Consider the following 17,115-nt stretch of genomic DNA (forward strand, 5'->3'; position numbering starts at 1 on the left):
ACTCTGTGTAAAGCGCGCCATTCTAAAAGCTATAGGCAGCGCGCTTTTGTTAGCTCACCAACCTTAAAAGAGCCAGTACCAAAGCACGCTAAACGCAGCTCTAATGCCATTTGTTCAAAGTGATCGACGACAGACTGCGTGCTGATCGTCGCAGCTTTTAATACCGCACCAGCTTGCCCAATGAGATTAGCACCCAAATGAATGGCTTTCGCCGCTTCAAGTCCGTTATGAACACCTCCCGAGGCGATCAAGGGTAATGTAGGATGCAGTGCGCGGATTTGAGCCAAACATGTTGCTGTAGGGACACCCCAATCGCGGAAAAGCTCGGCTGCACGCTGCATTTTCGGATTATCTTGGCAATACCCTTCAACCGCACTCCAGCTTGTGCCACCCGCGCCCGCAACGTCAATTGCATCCACACCAGCATCAATTAATCGCTGCGCAACGTGTCCGCTAATACCAAAACCGACTTCTTTGATAATGATAGGAACCTTCACGCGAGATTTAAGCATCTCAATTGCCTGGAAAACACCAACCCAATTGTGGTCGCCATTTTTCTGAAACGCTTCCTGCATTGGATTAACGTGCACAAACAAGGCATCGGCTTGAATCGCCTCAACCGCACGTTGCGCATTATCGAGTTTACCTTTATCGAGCAATTGAGCGGCTCCAAGATTGGAATACAACGGTACTTCTTTCGCCAACTCACGAATGGTTTTACCCAAGCCCGAATGCTGACTTTCTTCTAAGCTAATCCGTTGCGAGCCCACACCCATGGCAATACCTAATTCACTTGCTGCTTCAGCTAAACGACAATTGATCGTTTCTGCGTCTTTTGCTCCGCCAGTCATCGAGCTAATCAAAAACGGTAGCGCTAATTGATGACCAAGAAACTCTGTCGATAAATCGATCGCGTGAAAGTCACATTCTGGCAGCGCACAGTGTTCGAACTCGACAGACTCAAAACCCGCCGTTTTATGCTTCATGCTCATATCATGATGTAAAACAGCATCTAGGTGTAAATCTTTTCGGTTAGTTTGCGGAGCCATAATGTCACCCTAAAGTAAAACAGTCGCGCAGTATTGCGATCCTTATCAGTAACGTCAATGCGAATTTTGTGAATTTGCCGGATTACTTTTCCGAAACGAGTAATGAATCTCGACTGCCCCTGACATTATAAGAAAAGAAACTCGCTTTCCGTTTTCAACAAGCCGGCAAGTTTCTCTTCAAATTGAGATAATCAGCGTACGATACCCATGATGCAAATGGAACACATTGCTCTGTAGTTTACTTTACGCTGTCCGACAGAATTAGCGACACAACAGTGCTTGTCGTCGTTGGTTCAAACTGCTCTGGATCATCACAGAATTGAATTTTTCCTTTTTCTTCTACATGGAACAGCGGTACAACTGAACTACCTTTGTGATGCGCTAAATAATCTTGATACGTGAAGTTATCGCTCAATTTCGTGTGTTTAACCTCTGCACCACGACTTAACATACTGGCTAGCTGGGTATAGCTTACATTGCCGCCCATCAGCAATTTACCATGGTACTCCTGAGCCACGGAGTGCTTCTCGCTGCCATTGCCGTTGGTTTTCACTTTTTGTAAGCAGTGAACTTTATCTTCCCCAAACTCGTCGACGAATTGCATGCAAGCCATAATGTTGAAATGCTGATCGGGCGTTAATGCAACCACTTGACCTATTCCTATCAAGTTCAAGTTGTCGTCCGCGTGACTAGAAATAGGGTTGCCGTAATAGTAATCCAATCCCAACATACGAACCTGACTGATGTACTCCCAGTTTGAGTCAGTCATTAATACGCGACGGTCATAACGCGCTAGCGCCTGCCCTATTTCTCTTGCAACTCGGTTAGCACCAATCAACAAGAAGCCGCGTGGTGCTGGCTCTGCGACGCCCAATGTCAGCGCTATAGGACGTGCCGTCGCACTTTGTAACACGACCGTTCCTATAATCACCATGAAGGTCATAGGGACCAGTAAAATCGCTTCATCAATGCCGTATTCGGTCAATTTGATCGCGAAAAGAGACGAAATCGAAGCAGCAACAATACCGCGCGGTGCAACCCAAGACAAAAACAGCTTATCTTTGAGACGCAAGTTGCTGCGGAAGGTTGAAAGAAAAATCGATAACGGACGCGACACTAACTGCATAAATACAAACAACAATAACGCACCGCTACCTAGCGCAGCAAAATCATCCAGACTGATTCGAGCCGCAAGGAAGATGAACAATCCGGTGATCAGTAAAATGGTTAAATGCTCTTTAAAGTGCAGAATTTGCTGAATATTGATGTCTTTAGCGTTTGCGAGCCACATACCCATTACGGTGACGGTTAGTAACCCAGCTTCAGACTCAATGTGGTTAGAGACCGAAAATACACCTAGAACCACCATCAAAACCGCAAATGGCTGCAAATATTCCGGTAGCCAAGAGCGACGCATGATCGTCGCAACTGCATAGCCTGAGGCCGCACCTAGCATGACGCCGACAGCAATGATCGTCCCAAACACTTCGACGCTATTTATCGCGCTGTGAGATACGATAAACTCGTAAACCATCACAACAAAAAGCGCACCGAGCGGGTCAATCAAAATCCCTTCCCATCGCAAAATGTTAGCAAGCGTACTGTTAGGTCTTACGGTTCGTAGAAGTGGCACGATGACCGTCGGCCCTGTTACTACGGTTAAGCTGCCGAACAACATGGCAAGCTCCCAAGTAAAGCCGAGGAAATAGTGTGTTGCGATACTGGTCGCTGCCCACGAAATGATCGCCCCGATGGAAACAATGCTCCATACCGAACCACTCACGCCACGAATTTCTTTAAAATTTAAGGTCAAACTGCCTTCAAATAAAATCACTGCCACCGCTAAAGAAACCAACGGAAAGAGCAAATTACCTAATATCTCATCAGGATTTAACCACTGCATAAATGGCCCGACGATCAGCCCTGCCAACAACAAAAATAAAATCGCTGGCAAACGCAATCGCCAAGCTAACCATTGGCAACCTAAACCAATAACCCCAACCGCTGACAGCACCAGCGCTTCATTACCCACTTGCATCAATAATTACCTGTTTTTGTCTTTTTTCGCGTGAATGCGCTATACCCGAATACATTCAGCCTTACGGTCAAATAGAAACAACCGAACGTGCAAATCAAACGACTGACCTTCGATGACATCGCTACGAAACGCACATGTTTGAAGTCCTTTGGCGATCGCATCAGAACTATGAATATAGTTGACCCCCAATGACTTAACGACTCATTTTTGTTCATCAGGTCTTAAAGTGGCACACAAGTGTGCGACTTTGTCGAATTCATCATTACGCATTGAGTTTCATTATGTAGAATGATTTCTGAAGAAAGCGCGGAACCTAGCACTATATGAGGCTAAGGCATAGAGCATGAACTAAGCTTTAGCGTAAGTGCTCAAAGTTAAGAATCGTGTGTCACGCGACGTACGCAAGGAGAAATGGATTGTACGTAATACTAGCACTGTTCATGGCGTGTCTCGCCATCCTCATCGGAGTGAAAGCCGCCAACCGAGCTGCACTTTTAGAAAAAGAACTAGCCAAACTTCGTGAGGAAGTCACATCACTACGAGCCAGTGTCCATGGGGGCTCAAACCAACAAGCGCACCAACAATTCAGCATCGAAAAAGACACACCATCTGTAGCGACGTCACCTCACATAGAATCACCACAGAAAGATGTCTCATCCTCTGGGGAACATGATCCAGCTACCAACCTAGACTTGGACCAGAGCGCTGCGAATCAAGGGTACGCCCAGACAAGAGAAGTGCAACTGGATGTTTTTAGTCAAGAAAATGAGTCATTCCTTCAGAGTAAAGTTCAGAGCCTGCTTAGCAACATTCAAGAAAATTGGTTGGTTTGGGTAGGCGCATTGGCCATGCTGATCGGTGGAGGTTATCTCGTACAGGTGATTGGTAGTCACATCCAGTTTTCGCCATTTATGCGAGTGTCCTTTGCCTTTGTGATCTCATTACTTATGGTGCTTGTTGGCGAGTGGTTTCACCGTAAAGAACAACAGAATCCGCAACGGGCAGCACGAGCCCAAGGCTTTACGTATGTTCCTGCTGCTGTTACCGGTACGGGATTAACGGGCATTTACTGCACCGTCATTTTTGCCTTTGTGGTTTATCAAATGCTAACGCCGAGTATCTCGTTGATCATCTTGGCTTCAGCGGCATTTTTCAGTTTAGCATTATCATTGCGACAAGGGCCGTTAATGGCCGTGCTTGGCTTAATTGGTGGCTACACAGCACCACTGTGGATTGGGGGTAATGAACCCAACTACTTCTTGTTAGCCGGATACATCTGCGCAATTTCGTTCGCGGCGACCTTATTGATGCAAAAAGTGCGTAGGGCATGGATTACGCCAAGTATCGCGATTCCACATGTCATTTGGATGTTGCTGTTGATTGAGAGTGTACCAACAGAACGGTTGTTCTCGTGGCTCGCGATTTATCTCTCCATCACTTTGTATCTCATTTTCGCGGTTCCGAGAATGGGTTGGATGCTCAATCCTCGCTTTCGTCACTATCAAAGCAAGTGGACAAACTCGCCGACCGCTACCGCTCTCGCAACTGCTTTATTGACCTTTTCTGCCGTCACCAGAATGCCGGAGCTGAACACTCTACAAATGGCGTACTGTTATACGCTGCTTGTTGCGAGCATCTGGCTACCAGCACTTCGTACAGGCTGGTCATTACGTGTATTTTTGCCATCCATACTCGTCTCAGCAACCGCGCTGATAGTTCTTACCATCGCTTTTGATGCGCTGTATATGGTAGAGCGAGAAGCTAGCATCCTATTCGCATTGGCGGTGAGTATTGCGCTGATCTGCTATCGAACATATTGCCAATCACTTAGTGACCGTTCGCAACTCAGTGGGTTGCTTCTGCTGGTACTGGCTCCCGCGATGAGCTTAATTACGTTGTTTTATATTGACGAATTTATGCAGGGCTACCTGTGGTATTGGACTGCATTCTGCGCATTGATGGCCACTTACTACGTTGTGCTTGGTCAGCGTGCACGTTCGTTGGCATTAGAATGCTCTGCCGTTATGCATGCTTTAATCATAGGTATTGCTTTTGTTTGGTTGAGCGATACTTGGTTAACAACAGCAATCTCAATACAAGTTGCGATAATGGCCTTACAGGCTCAAGTCGGGTTATTTCGACCTGCGAGTTGGGCGATTAAAGTGACAATGGGAATACTGGTTATCCGACTCACGCTGCTACCTTTCATCCCCGAATGGCAACCGGTAGAAGCTGGGCATTGGGCTTGGGTTCTTGTGAGTTATATGCCTTCTCTCTTCATCTTGTCTTATGCTCGTTCAACACTAAAACAAGTGGACCGAGAACTGACCAACTGGTTTGAAGGGGCGTTTTTACATGTATTCTTAATGGCATTGTTCACCCAAACTAACTACTGGTTAACGGGGCAATATGGTTACTTGGGGCACATCGACTTCACAAGTGCGGCAGTCTTTGCCAATCAAGCATTAGTTATGGGTTTGGTATACAGCTACCGCAGCCAATTTGCGCAACGCTTAAGCCGTATCTACGAAATCTATAGTTACTTGCTTTGGTGCGCGTTCGCTATATTGATTATTTTGCTTAATACGGCAGAATCGCCGTTGGTGACTGATAACGTCTCGGCACAAGCACTTCCCATCTTTAACATGCTGAGTATCGGCTGGCTGTTACCAGCTTGCATCCTGCTTATCGCAACGTTTAAGCGCTGGAATACGTTGCAAGTTCATCGATTTGCGATTGCTAGTCTAGGCTTTTTACTTGCAGCCATTTGGTTGGGGATGTCTATCCGTCAACTCTGGCAAACCACATCGATGATGCTGTATCAGCCAACCAGCATGGCAGAGTTGTTCAGTTATTCAGTGGCTGGCTTGCTCGTAGGTGGATTGCTGACTTGGCGCGGCGTGACCCAACAGGGGCTGATGATGCAGCGTGTCGGTCTAGTGGTCCTTGCCGGTGTCGCACTGAAAGTATTCTTATGGGATGTGAGCTCTCTGGATGGGTTCTGGCGAGCAATAAGCTTCTTAGGCTTAGGTGCATCTTTGATAGCACTTGGATGGCTATTCCAGAAATTGAATCGTTCGGTGGCAAAAGCACTCGAGCCCTAGACGAGTCAAAGAGAGATTCCCGACAGTGCGCTGTTTTCGTTATTGGGGGACGATAACAGTGTAAAGCCGGGAATCATTGGAGTGTTCGTTACTTCAGTAAAGCGACCACGGTATGACGACGCACGTTTGCTTGCGCATTCAATGCCTGAAAAGTCGAAGTAAACTCGCCAGACTTTTGCATGAATCCATCCAGTTTTGCATTCACTTCATTGACTGAAAGCTGTGCGGTTTTGGTTTGGATAGAACGCATTTGAGTATTCAGTTCACCATGAAAAGCTTTCGCTTCCTGCAAGCTCGTTTGAACTTGTTTCAGATGCTGATTTACTTTGGCAATCGTCTGCTTGATGCCGTCGCGTGAGCCTAGATCAAACCCGAGCTCCGCAATACCATCTGGCTCAGACTTTAAGTTCAAAACGTTAGGCTGTCCCGCAGGGAAGCGGTGCCCTTCCCCCGTTACCATCACCTTTTGCTGCATTTGTTGATAAGCGTTGTCTCTGGCTTCAAATAAAATGCTGCCATCATCGGCTAATGAGGCTCGCATTCCTAACGCAATCAAGCTGCGATCCAGCATTTTGACCGTTCGCTCACCGTCTGATTGTCCATCAAACTGAATCATCACCGCTTGACCTTGAGGAAAATCCAAACGGATTTGCTCGGCCTTGTCGCTTAAGCGATGAACATTCAAACCTGGAATAGAAAAGCGACGAATATCCGCTTTATCCAGTTTTAAGTGCAGTTCGTTATTTAGGACTTTCTGGCCATCGAAACGTGCTTGCTCAACGACTTTTTGGATGGTGGCTTTAGAACGAACCAATGTATCCTGCAAACCAGGAACATTTTGTACGCCTTGATTAATAGCTTGCGTCAAACCACGTTTAATTTGCGTGAGCTCTTTGCCAATCACCTGCAGCGATTTGGACGCGATCTGAACCGCCGTGGCTTGCTGCTGACCCTGCGTAAGCTGAATACCAGATACAGAGTAGGCTGACGCAGTGTCAGCCTGAATTTGCGCCGGGCGCGGTTTAATTGCCGTACTTGAGTCTGCAGAACGGGTCGGCATGATAGAGGCTTGTTCTTGTCCACCTAAGCGTATGCTATGGGGTCTAACCTCTACTGTACTCATTACCATAAAAAGAACTTCCTAACCTTATAAACGGTCAAACAGCGACAAACCATCGATCTTCACATAGCTTGCTTGCGTTGCTTGCAAAGCGGCCATGTAATTACTCAATCGTACCGACGCTTCACCATAGTCCAGAGCAGAGAGGTCTCCAGATACTTTGTCAACGAACAGCTTGTTTTCACTGTGCGCGCCACCAACAAGATCTAAGTTGTTGTGTCGACCACCAATCTCAGTCATGGTCCCTAGTACGTTTGAAAAAGTATCATCGATAGCGCTGATACTCGCCTCAACTTCAGCTCTGAAGTTGGCGGTAGGGCTCTCAAACTCTTTGATCAGCGCATCAATTTGGTTAAGCACGTTATGGCCTCCCCCAAGGTCCAATATTTCTTTTGCAGTCATATTGGAATCCATCGTGACACCTTTAGCAATTGTTACTACGCGCTTGTCACTATTACCTTCAATTACGTAGCTGCCGCTCGCTTTACTTACAGCCGCAGTATCCGTTTTAGTACCAGAGAAAAGGTAGTGCCCTTCTTCATCCTGCGCGTTAAAAGACGACTCAATAGAATCACGGTAACTCTTAAGCTCTGTAATCATACCGCCACGACTTTCGTCAGTAAGAGAGCCGTTCGCACCCCAAAGCGCGATGTCTCGCATGCTTTTTAAGCTTTCTTTGATCGAATCTAAATGGGTTTCTTGACTCGATAGCGTCGTTTTTACGTTTTCAATGTTGTTTTTGTACTGAGCAATCGCACTGGTTTCTCGGTCTAAGTTAAGCAACTTGATCGAAGCCATTGGATCGTCAGACAGCTTGGTTAAGCGCTTGCCAGTAGACATCTGTTGCAGAGCTTCGCCTAATCCCGCGCTATTGCTCTGCAAGCTGTGCAACATCATTTGACTAAATTGATTGTCACTAATTCGCATCTAAACTTTCCTCTTAGAATAACTGCAGAATAGAATCGAGCAGTTGATTTGCTGTGCTGATCACTTTCATGTTGGCATTGTGCGCATTAGCAAACATCATTAGGTTAGCCGCTTCTTCATCGCTGTTTACGGAACTAACATTATCGCGAGCTGCGTGCGCTTGCTTGTTCATGGCTAACTTCGCTTGATAATCAGCATTAGCTTGGCGTGCTTTAATTGCGGTTTGACCCACCATTGAACTAAAGGCATCGTTCAAGCTTACTGAGCCGTAACCTGATACCGCCACTGGCTTGTTGCTTAACTCGATCAATGATTGCAACGCATCTGCGTTACCAGGTGTTCCATCACTTGAGAACGCAAGCTCATCTGGAGTTAGCTTGGTAATATCCAAACTGGCTGCAGGGTTTGCTGGGTCATAGCTGAACAAAGGTTTACCTGGGTTGCCATTTAAGTCTTTGCCAGTTGCAAGCACGGCGTTGTATTCATCCGCGAGAGCTTTCGCCATGTCATTCAGAGCCAGTTGGTTTGGTTTCAACACTTCGGTTTGATAGTCATTAATCGCACCTAATTTGCCACCAAGCGAGTCACCAATCGCAAAGCTTTGATTCGAGAACGTGACGTGTAAGTCCGCCAAGTAAGGATCACTCGGGTCAGGAATGGCTTCCAGTTTGCCATGGTCCGTACCCATCACAAGCGGTTGACCAGAGGTTAGTGTGACCTGAACACTGCCGTCATGCTGCTGTGTTGTTTTGATTTCAATGGTTTGAGATAACTCACCGATTAACCTATCTCGTTCATCCATTAACTGTGATGGGTTACCACCTGTACCTTGCATCTCTACCAGTTGCTTGTTCACCTTCGCGATATTTTCCATAAGGCTATTCGCGTGGTTAAGCGCTGCATTACGTTGGTCGCTCATGTCTTTATGTTGATTGTATAAAGACTCGGTAAGCGTATTAAAACGGCGGGCCAAAGCTTCAGATTCGTTAATGATCTGCTGGCGGTAAGGTATGGATTCCGGCTTAACGGTCGCATCGTTAAGCGCAGCGTTTAGCGAGTCCAAGCCAGCCGATATACTGAAACCATCGGCACCAAGCGTATTCTCCAGCTGACTCATGTTACTGGTGTATCCAGATGCGTATGCCGCCATACTGTTAGTCGACCACGTTTGCTTAATCAGAAATTGATCAGTAACGCGGCGAATGCTAGTGACTTCTACCCCTAAACCTGGACTTAAGCGATTGGCTTTACCATCATCGACAGACGCCATCAACGCTTGTTGACGACTGTAACCCACGGTATTCACGTTTGCCACGTTTTGCGCGGTTACGTCTAGGGCCACACGGTTCGCGCCTAAACCTGAAAGGGCAATATTAACTAGGTTCATTTACAGCTCCATTTTTCTGATCAACGGCTGAGAAAACGCGGTAGTCATACCGGCCTCACCGAATACCTGTTTAACAGAGGCGACGGCTTGAGAAGCGGTATTAAATAGGCTTGAATTCTTCTCCACCTCTTTAGAATCTACTTGTGAGATAGATTCAGAATTCGAACCTTTACCATCGTTAGCGGATGAGATGTTACGCGCAGCATCGAAAGCAACCTCACGCATAGACGGGCTCAGCTGCTGGATGAGCATATTGGCAATGCCTGAGCTCTGTTTCTTTGCTAGTTCCATCGCCAGCTGACCGTCATACATATCACGGAATACCCCTTGTTGCTGACTGGCAAACGGGCTGTCTTTATCAGCAAGAGCATCACTACTGCTACGCATTTGGCGTAACACCATTTGTAGGAACATTGCCTCAAATTGACCTGCGACGACTTCAAGTGCGCCTTCTTGATCACGACTATGCTTGATGTGAGCCAATGCACTGTTGTCGTGATAAAGCATCGAATTTAACTGAGTTTGTTCATTGGTACTGTCTAGCTTCATCCTTAACTCCTTATATCACGACCAATTCAGCGTTCAATGCACCCGCTTCACTCAAAGCTTGCAGGATAGACATCAAGTCTGTAGGCGTGGCACCTAAACTATTTACCGCATTAACTATGGTGTTAAGTTCCGTGCCTGGAGGCCAAATCACCATCTGAGCGAGATCTTCATTCACATCAAGGTCCGTTTGGTTAACGACTTTCGTATCGCCATTTGCAAACGCATTAGGCTGACTAACTTGTTGTGATTCAGAAATTCGCACGGTCAAGTTACCGTGACTTACTGCTGCTTCACTCACTTTGACACTCTTACCGATCACTACGGTGCCAGTGCGAGAGTTAAAGACAATACGAGCAGGTTTACGGCCTTCAACGACGCTCATTTCTTCAAGCATCGACATCATGACGACACGCTGCTGTGTATCTTTTGGTGCACGCATATCAATGCGCGCTTTATTGATCGCAACTGCAACGTTAGGTCCAAAAGTGTTGTTAATTTCACGCGCAATATTTTTTGCTGTAGTGAAGCTAGGCTTGCGCAGGTTTAGGGTGATTTCATCACGTTGGTTGAAATCGGTTTTGATTTCTCTCTCTAAAGTCGCACCATTCGGAACGCGACCCGCCGTTGGTGTGTTTACTTCTACTTTGGAGCCACTTCGCCCCTCTGCAGATAAGCCGCCCACAACCACGTTACCTTGCGCAATCGCGTACACTTCGCCATCAATACCACGTAAAGGCGTTAGCAATAACGTACCACCGCGAAGGCTCTTTGCATCACCGATTGAAGACACAACCACATCCAACGTTTGTCCTGGGCCTGCCATTGGGTCAACGGACGCTGTCACACTCACAGAAGCCACATTTCGTAGCTTAGGGTTCATACTGTCATCAATTTGAACCCCAAACTGACGTAGCATGTTGGTAATAGATTGAGAGGTAAATTTCACTTGGTTTCGGTCACCTTGGCCGGCTAAGCCAACTACCAAACCATAACCAACCAGTTGGTTTTCTCGAATGCCGCGAACATCGACCAAGTCCATGATCGGAATTTCCGCTTCAGCACGTGAAGTGCCTGGTAGTCCCAAGGTCAACACCAATAGGAGAGACATAAAGAAAGATTGCATTGTCTTCATTAGAAAGGTACCCATGGGCTGTTGAAGAACTGAGTTAGCCACCCGGCTGCGTTGCTGTCAGCTAGCGCTCCGCGACCTGCGTAGGTAATTCTTGCATCAGCAATTCGTTGAGAAGAAACTTGGTTACTGCGGTTAATATCATCCACACGGACGATACCGGTTAGACGAATAAACTCGTCGCCTTGATTCAGACGAAGCCATTTTTCACCGCTGATACGCAATACGCCATTAGGTAATACTTCGTGTACCGTTACCGTAATGGCACCTTGAAGCTTGTTGCCTTGTGAACTTGATGCACTGCCATCGAAGTTACGTTTGCCATCCACGCTAACCCCTAACTCATCGATAGTTTTCGTGCCTATGGTCGGCGCCACAAAGTTAATTGCTGAACTTTTACCGAACTTAGTACCCGCATTTTTACTCGATGAGGTTTCTTCTGATAATTGAACCGTTAATACATCGCCAACTCGGTAAGCACGACGATCCTGGAACAGAGTCATCGTGTATTGGTGACGATAAAGGCTACCAGATTGGGTTTCCGGCAGCGTGTAATCGAGCGTTGGTGGTGCATATTCCTCAGCATTCGGCTCAGGCGGAATAAATTCCTGACGGCCAGCACATCCCACCAGCAACACGGCGGCTACTGCCCAACTCTTAGAAAGCCATTTCATTGCTTTTTCCTTCATCATCACCAATTTCATACTTACATTGATTGCGAAACAAACTTCAGCATGTCATCTGCAGCAGAGACCACTTTCGCATTCATCTCATACGCACGTTGAGTGGTGATCATGTCGACCATCTCTTCTACTACTTGTACGTTTGACCCTTCCAGTGCACCTTGCTTGATAATGCCGGCGCCATCAGCTCCTGCAATCAGCTCATCAGCTGGACCGCTGGCTTCCGTTTCACGGAATAAGTTGCCACCCATGGCCTCTAAGCCGGCTGGATTGATGAATTTTGCAAGTGTAATTTGACCAAGCTGCTGAGATGTTGGATCGTCTGCTGTTGTTGTAGTCACTGTGCCATCAACACCCACAGAGAAAGAGACCGCATTGTCTGGGATCTGGATTTGAGGCTCTAAAGGCAGGCCCTGACTGTTCACCATTAAGCCTTCTGAGTTTCGATGGAACTGACCATTACGTGTATACATGATCTGTCCGTCCGAGTTTTCTATTTGGAAGAAACCCTGACCCATTACAGCAAGATCCAACTCTTGCGTTGTGTTTTGGGTATTACCTTGCGTGAACACTTTTTGTGTGCCAACAACGCGAACACCGCTACCTAGCTGAATACCACTTGGTAGTTCGTTAACTTGGTCTACTTGTGCGCCTGGTTGACGCTGAATGCTGTAGAAAAGATCTTCAAATACGACTCGGTCACGCTTAAAGCCAACCGTGTTTACGTTTGCTAGGTTGTTAGAAATGGCAGTCATCTTCGTGTCTTGCGCTGCCATGCCTGTCTTACTTACCCATAATGCTGAATGCATTTTTTACTCCTTGCGGGGCGAGACTTAGCTCGCCGCCATTAATTTGTTACCAGCTTTTGCTAGAGTTTCCGCCGTTTTCATCATGCGAACTTGCATTTCAAAGTTGCGCGTCAGCGACATCACACTAACCAATTCATCAATAGCAGATACGTTACTGCCCTCAATGTGCTCAGGAGAGAGTTGCACGGTTTCATCTGCCGCGAATGGCACGCCATCTACGCTGTGCAGCAAGCTATCGCTCTCTTTTTGCAGTTGATTAATTTCCGGTTTAACCAACTTCAAAGTGCCTGCCACAATTTCTGCGCCGCCACCTGGTGGGATCACTGAGACTTGACCACGCTCGCTGATTTCAATCTTTTGATAATCCGGCACAACCAAAGGACCATTGTCACCGAGGACAGGGAACCCATTGATTGTTAGAGCGCCAAAAGTATCGACCTGAATATTGCCTGCACGGGTGTAAGCTTCGTTACCCGCTGGGGTTTCTACAGAGAGATATCCCTCCCCCATAACCGCAACGTCCAACGGACGTCCTGTTTTCACAATATCGCCAGCGTCGAAACGTGTTGAGGCAGAGTTGGTCACAACCATAGTGCGACCATCAAAACCTGGGCCTTGCATCTCTACACTACGCACACGCTCCATATCCGCTCGAAAACCCGCAGTATCAGCATTTGATAAGTTGTTTGAACGAACGTGCTGCGCTTTAAGAACTCGGCTGGCACCCGACGTTGCCGTAAATAACAAACTATCCATGCAAAACTCCCATTACACCGCGTTAAACAAAGCTTGAGTAAGCTTGTCGCTGGTAGAAATTGTCTTTGCGTTTGCTTGGTAGTTGCGTTGTGCAGTCATTAGAGCAACAAGCTCGCTGGTTAAGTCAACGTTAGAACCTTCTAATGCACCCGGAGTTAGGTCACCCATCGTACCTGAACCCGGAACACCCATAATTGGAGCACCTGAGCTAAAGCTTTGAGTCCATGATGTTCCACTCACTTTCGCTAAGCCTTGTGTGTTTGCAAAATCAGCAAGAACAACCTGACCTTGTAGCTGTGATTGGCCGTTAGTGTAAGTCGCGTAAACCATGCCGTTACCTTCAACGCGTACACCTGCAAGTTCACCTGATGTGTAACCGTTAGGACTATTAGTACTTACGCCAAAAGCTGCACCAAATTGCGTGCTGCCTTTCAGGTTAATGTCTACACTCATCGCGTTCGCGCCTGCAGCAGGGAATGAAACATTAAACGGCGCAGTTGGTGCTGAAAGCGAGCCGTCTTTACCAAACGTTACAGGCACAGTTGCTACTGGCGTCGTACCGCCATCTACTTGAACGTTCACTTCCCACGAGTTAGAAGCAGTCTTAGTAAAGTACTGAGTTACCGTGTGCGAGTTACCCAGTGAGTCGTAGACTTTTGTTGTGTAAGACGAGTTAAATGAGCTTGGATCTTTTGGATTGAATGGCGTTACGGCTTTATCAATAACAGACGCGCTTGCGTCGAAGTTCGCAACAAAATCTAAGCTGTCTGTTGCTTTAGCATTCAGTGAGGAAGTCGATACCTGAATATTACCCACAGAACCTGTCATTAGGTTGTTGTTGCTATCGACACTGTAACCTTGAAGCTTTGCACCGCTGTTAGCCGTAACAAAGTTGTTCTTATCCGTTGAGAACACACCTGAACGTGTGTACAACATTTGACCCATATTATCTTTAGTAACAAAAAAGCCACCGCCATTAATAGCTAGGTCCATCGCACGGCCAGTTCCTGTGATACTGCCGTCTTTGTCGAAGTTCTGTGAAATTGACGCGACTTCCACACCACCAGGTTGCATGCCGTTATATACAGCGGAGAATTCTGTGCGGCCACCTTTAAAACCATACGTTGATGCGTTGGCAATGTTGTGACTGATTGTGTTTAGCTCTGTGTTGGTCGCGTCCAGACCACTTAGTGCGATGTTAAAACTCATAAATAGACCTCTGATTTCCGTATTTGGTTAAGCACCAAACTGAGTGATTTGATAGAAAGGAACGTTGCCAACGCCATGGACATTGACTAATGCTGCGCCACCGGTATTAGGAATGCGCACTTGCTCAACAGTGCCTGCCATCAGCACATTTGGACTTGCTTGCCCTTCTTGCACTTCTACGGCCACTGAGTATTTGCCTGGTTTAAGACCAAGTTCTTCAGGATTAATTGAAAAGTCGACGTCACCTTTGCCGTGAGCACCTAGTGGCACTTTAGTTGATTGACCAAATTCATCTTTAACAACTAACGTGACTTGGTTTGAGCTATGAGCGAGTTCGATTTTTCCGTTTTGTACGTCTTCACCAAGCTGAAATTCATCCGCATTGACGTAAACCGTTTGCCCAACAAGGCCCGCTGTTGATAGCACTTGCATGTTGTCCAGTAACACCATGCTCTGTTGCATTGTCTTAGACATATTCTCGGTACTTTGTACCTGCGAGAACTGAGCCAATTGACCAACGTATTCCGTACCATCAAGGGGATTAAGTGGGTCTTGGTTTTGAATTTGAGCCACCATCAAAGAAATAAACTCATTCTCCAATGAAGAAGCGCTGTTCATGTCTTTAGGGTTTGGTGAGATACCGTTGCTGTCTTTTGCTTTTGTATTTACTGGAGCGTCAGACGATAAAGGGGTGTATTGTGCAATACTCATTAGCTACCCTGCCCTAATCTAAGCAGACCTTGCTGCATACTTTTTACATTGGCTAATACTTCAACATTCGTTTCGAAGCTGCGTGTTGCGGACATCATGTCTGCCATTTCAGCAACTACATCAATATCTGGGTAAAACACATAACCTTCATCATTAGCCAGTGGGTTGTTCGGCTCAAAACGCTTCTCTGCATCTCCAGCATTTTTAACAACGTCAACAATGCGAACTTCTGCATTGGGATAAGCTCCATTTTCTGTTGTCATTTGCGTTTTTTGGTACACAGTCGCAAATACTGGCTTAAGCGCTTTATAAGCATCTTCTGGATTTGCAGATACTGCATCTGCGTTTGCTAAGTTACTGGCTACCGTATTAAGACGCACAGTTTGTGCTGTCATCGCGGAACCAGTGATCGAGTAAATATCAGTGAATGACATAATTAACGTCCCTCAATCGCTTTCGCTAAGCCATTAAATTTCATGTTGAGAAACGTCAGGCTAGTTTGAAAGTCCATGTTGTTTTGCGTGAATTTTGCTTGTTCAACACCAAGCTCTACGGTGTTGCCATTTTTGCTATTCTGGTAAGGCACCGAGTATTGGGCCTGAACCTGGAACTTTGGCACCGGTTTGTTCACACCACCTGCCGTTACTTGGTTCATTACGGTGGTGAAACTTAGGTCTTTCGCCAAATACCCAGGGGTGTCAACATTTGCTAGGTTACTGGCGAGGACTTTGGTACGCTGAACGCGAAAATTAAGTGCCTCTGGATGTACTCCTAAAGCATTTTCAAATGTGATCGCCATGCATCTTCCTTACAGTTGGCTCGAATACGCCAACATACAAACAAGATACGTGCCATAAAAAATAGCCATATATATCAATGATTTACAAACAAGGATGGAAGCCAAACTTCCGGTTCTCGGAAAGCATTAAAAACAAGAGGAAAGTGTCCACTTCCTCAACAATAATGCTGACGTTACTCGCTTTGACATCAGAACAAGCATTCGCCAACACCAATGACAAAACCCTAAGCGTTGAAGAGATAAGGTCCGTTGTAGCAACGGATTTCGAACAAGAGGTGGATCGCGTAGCGCTCTCCAATCAGTGGGGGAAGTACAAACTGGACTTCGACATGTGGGTGCCCGGTTCCGCCAATCACTTGCCAGAATGTCAATCGCCTTTAGTTATCACAGGTCGTGACAACAACACGTTGCCAGTCGGTAACCTCAAGCGCTCAGTCAGCTGCGACAATATCGCATCACCATGGCGAATTAACGTTACGATAAAGTCTTCGCTGACTCTGCCTGTTTTGGTCGCGACAACCACGGTTGGCCGAAATGAAGTCGTAACGGCTAAACACATAAAGCTTGAAACCCGAACCATCTCTCGCCAAGACGATTTTTATACTCGCCCCGAGCAAGCAGTAGGCTTAGAAACCTCTCGTCGTTTGAGGGCTGGACAAGTGGTTAATCCATCCAATTTGTCGGCCCCACCTCTAATCGAGAAAGGCAATGAAGTCATAGTCATTGCGAGCAAAAATGGATTTAGTGCCAGCACAAAAGGAGTCGCCTTAGAAGATGGAGCGAAAGGGCAACAAATTGACGTGGAAAACCCAAGTTCGGGCAAGGTCATAAGAGCAGTCGTAGCT

At 46.6% G+C, this 17,115-nt stretch carries 16 protein-coding genes; 2 read left to right on the plus strand and 14 right to left on the minus strand.

Annotation, left to right across the window (positions count from 1 at the left end; genetic code table 11):
• Nucleotides 1–29: 29 nt before the first annotated feature.
• Both fni and CAG68_RS06625 read right to left on the minus strand, forming a co-directional pair.
• A complete protein-coding gene (gene fni / locus CAG68_RS06620; RefSeq protein WP_005388695.1) occupies nt 30–1,049 on the minus strand; it encodes a type 2 isopentenyl-diphosphate Delta-isomerase in 1,020 nt (339 codons plus the stop codon).
• 238 nt (nt 1,050–1,287) lie between these two features.
• On the minus strand, nt 1,288–3,087 hold the full coding sequence (locus CAG68_RS06625; RefSeq protein WP_115386480.1) for a cation:proton antiporter: 1,800 nt from the start codon (nt 3,085–3,087) through the stop codon (nt 1,288–1,290).
• A 440-nt stretch (nt 3,088–3,527) separates the two neighbouring features.
• On the opposite strand from CAG68_RS06625, the gene CAG68_RS06630 reads away from it, so the two are divergent.
• Nucleotides 3,528–6,191, plus strand: a complete 2,664-nt coding sequence (locus tag CAG68_RS06630; RefSeq protein WP_161440942.1) for a DUF2339 domain-containing protein — start codon at nt 3,528–3,530, stop codon at nt 6,189–6,191.
• An 88-nt stretch (nt 6,192–6,279) separates the two neighbouring features.
• On the opposite strand, the gene CAG68_RS06635 is transcribed toward CAG68_RS06630, so the two are convergent.
• Genes CAG68_RS06635 through flgB form a run of 12 tightly spaced genes read right to left on the minus strand, consistent with a single transcriptional unit; the run spans nt 6,280 to nt 16,270 of the window.
• Complete coding sequence (locus CAG68_RS06635) at nt 6,280–7,320, minus strand: flagellin (RefSeq protein WP_005373996.1); 1,041 nt, start codon at nt 7,318–7,320, stop codon at nt 6,280–6,282.
• Nucleotides 7,321–7,338: 18 nt separating this feature from the next.
• On the minus strand, nt 7,339–8,238 hold the full coding sequence (flgL, locus tag CAG68_RS06640; protein ID WP_005373998.1) for a flagellar hook-associated protein FlgL: 900 nt from the start codon (nt 8,236–8,238) through the stop codon (nt 7,339–7,341).
• A 13-nt stretch (nt 8,239–8,251) separates the two neighbouring features.
• Nucleotides 8,252–9,625, minus strand: coding sequence for a flagellar hook-associated protein FlgK (flgK, locus tag CAG68_RS06645; protein WP_005374000.1), 1,374 nt, complete (start codon nt 9,623–9,625; stop codon nt 8,252–8,254).
• Entirely contained in the window at nt 9,626–10,174 is a 549-nt protein-coding gene (locus tag CAG68_RS06650; protein ID WP_054728653.1) for a rod-binding protein, read from the minus strand.
• Nucleotides 10,175–10,184: 10 nt separating this feature from the next.
• A complete protein-coding gene (locus CAG68_RS06655) occupies nt 10,185–11,321 on the minus strand; it encodes a flagellar basal body P-ring protein FlgI (protein WP_086026720.1) in 1,137 nt (378 codons plus the stop codon).
• Nucleotides 11,306–11,977, minus strand: coding sequence for a flagellar basal body L-ring protein FlgH (flgH, locus tag CAG68_RS06660; RefSeq protein ID WP_017635111.1), 672 nt, complete (start codon nt 11,975–11,977; stop codon nt 11,306–11,308). The genes CAG68_RS06655 and flgH overlap by 16 nt, the downstream gene beginning before the upstream one ends.
• Before the next feature lie 32 nt (nt 11,978–12,009).
• Complete coding sequence (gene flgG, locus CAG68_RS06665) at nt 12,010–12,795, minus strand: flagellar basal-body rod protein FlgG (protein ID WP_161440940.1); 786 nt, start codon at nt 12,793–12,795, stop codon at nt 12,010–12,012.
• Nucleotides 12,796–12,819: 24 nt separating this feature from the next.
• Nucleotides 12,820–13,551, minus strand: a complete 732-nt coding sequence (flgF, locus tag CAG68_RS06670) for a flagellar basal-body rod protein FlgF (protein WP_005374009.1) — start codon at nt 13,549–13,551, stop codon at nt 12,820–12,822.
• Nucleotides 13,552–13,563: 12 nt separating this feature from the next.
• Nucleotides 13,564–14,760, minus strand: coding sequence for a flagellar hook protein FlgE (gene flgE, locus CAG68_RS06675; protein WP_005374010.1), 1,197 nt, complete (start codon nt 14,758–14,760; stop codon nt 13,564–13,566).
• A gap of 27 nt (nt 14,761–14,787) precedes the next feature.
• Complete coding sequence (flgD, locus tag CAG68_RS06680; protein WP_005384410.1) at nt 14,788–15,471, minus strand: flagellar hook assembly protein FlgD; 684 nt, start codon at nt 15,469–15,471, stop codon at nt 14,788–14,790.
• On the minus strand, nt 15,471–15,905 hold the full coding sequence (gene flgC / locus CAG68_RS06685) for a flagellar basal body rod protein FlgC (RefSeq protein ID WP_005374012.1): 435 nt from the start codon (nt 15,903–15,905) through the stop codon (nt 15,471–15,473). The genes flgD and flgC overlap by 1 nt, the downstream gene beginning before the upstream one ends.
• A 2-nt stretch (nt 15,906–15,907) precedes the next feature.
• Nucleotides 15,908–16,270, minus strand: coding sequence for a flagellar basal body rod protein FlgB (flgB, locus tag CAG68_RS06690; RefSeq protein WP_005374013.1), 363 nt, complete (start codon nt 16,268–16,270; stop codon nt 15,908–15,910).
• Between the two features lie 77 nt (nt 16,271–16,347).
• Between flgB and flgA the strand changes: the two genes are divergently transcribed.
• A partial coding sequence (gene flgA, locus CAG68_RS06695) for a flagellar basal body P-ring formation chaperone FlgA (protein WP_161440941.1) occupies nt 16,348–17,115 on the plus strand: 768 nt, incomplete at its 3' end.

The organism is Vibrio sp. V42_P2S4T144, from assembly GCF_009904715.1.
Classification (GTDB): Bacteria; Pseudomonadota; Gammaproteobacteria; order Enterobacterales; family Vibrionaceae; genus Vibrio; species Vibrio alginolyticus.

Excerpts from the sequence above, each read along its gene's own strand:
- fni (WP_005388695.1), bottom strand. The coding sequence starts at position 1,049 with ATGGCTCCGCAAACTAACCGAAAAGATTTACACCTAGATGCTGTTTTA.
- CAG68_RS06625 (WP_115386480.1), bottom strand. The coding sequence starts at position 3,087 with ATGCAAGTGGGTAATGAAGCGCTGGTGCTGTCAGCGGTTGGGGTTATT.
- CAG68_RS06630 (WP_161440942.1), top strand. The coding sequence starts at position 3,528 with ATGGCGTGTCTCGCCATCCTCATCGGAGTGAAAGCCGCCAACCGAGCT.
- CAG68_RS06635 (WP_005373996.1), bottom strand. The coding sequence starts at position 7,320 with ATGGTAATGAGTACAGTAGAGGTTAGACCCCATAGCATACGCTTAGGT.
- flgL (WP_005373998.1), bottom strand. The coding sequence starts at position 8,238 with ATGCGAATTAGTGACAATCAATTTAGTCAAATGATGTTGCACAGCTTG.
- flgK (WP_005374000.1), bottom strand. The coding sequence starts at position 9,625 with ATGAACCTAGTTAATATTGCCCTTTCAGGTTTAGGCGCGAACCGTGTG.
- CAG68_RS06650 (WP_054728653.1), bottom strand. The coding sequence starts at position 10,174 with ATGAAGCTAGACAGTACCAATGAACAAACTCAGTTAAATTCGATGCTT.
- CAG68_RS06655 (WP_086026720.1), bottom strand. The coding sequence starts at position 11,321 with ATGGGTACCTTTCTAATGAAGACAATGCAATCTTTCTTTATGTCTCTC.
- flgH (WP_017635111.1), bottom strand. The coding sequence starts at position 11,977 with ATGAAATGGCTTTCTAAGAGTTGGGCAGTAGCCGCCGTGTTGCTGGTG.
- flgG (WP_161440940.1), bottom strand. The coding sequence starts at position 12,795 with ATGCATTCAGCATTATGGGTAAGTAAGACAGGCATGGCAGCGCAAGAC.
- flgF (WP_005374009.1), bottom strand. The coding sequence starts at position 13,551 with ATGGATAGTTTGTTATTTACGGCAACGTCGGGTGCCAGCCGAGTTCTT.
- flgE (WP_005374010.1), bottom strand. The coding sequence starts at position 14,760 with ATGAGTTTTAACATCGCACTAAGTGGTCTGGACGCGACCAACACAGAG.
- flgD (WP_005384410.1), bottom strand. The coding sequence starts at position 15,471 with ATGAGTATTGCACAATACACCCCTTTATCGTCTGACGCTCCAGTAAAT.
- flgC (WP_005374012.1), bottom strand. The coding sequence starts at position 15,905 with ATGTCATTCACTGATATTTACTCGATCACTGGTTCCGCGATGACAGCA.
- flgB (WP_005374013.1), bottom strand. The coding sequence starts at position 16,270 with ATGGCGATCACATTTGAAAATGCTTTAGGAGTACATCCAGAGGCACTT.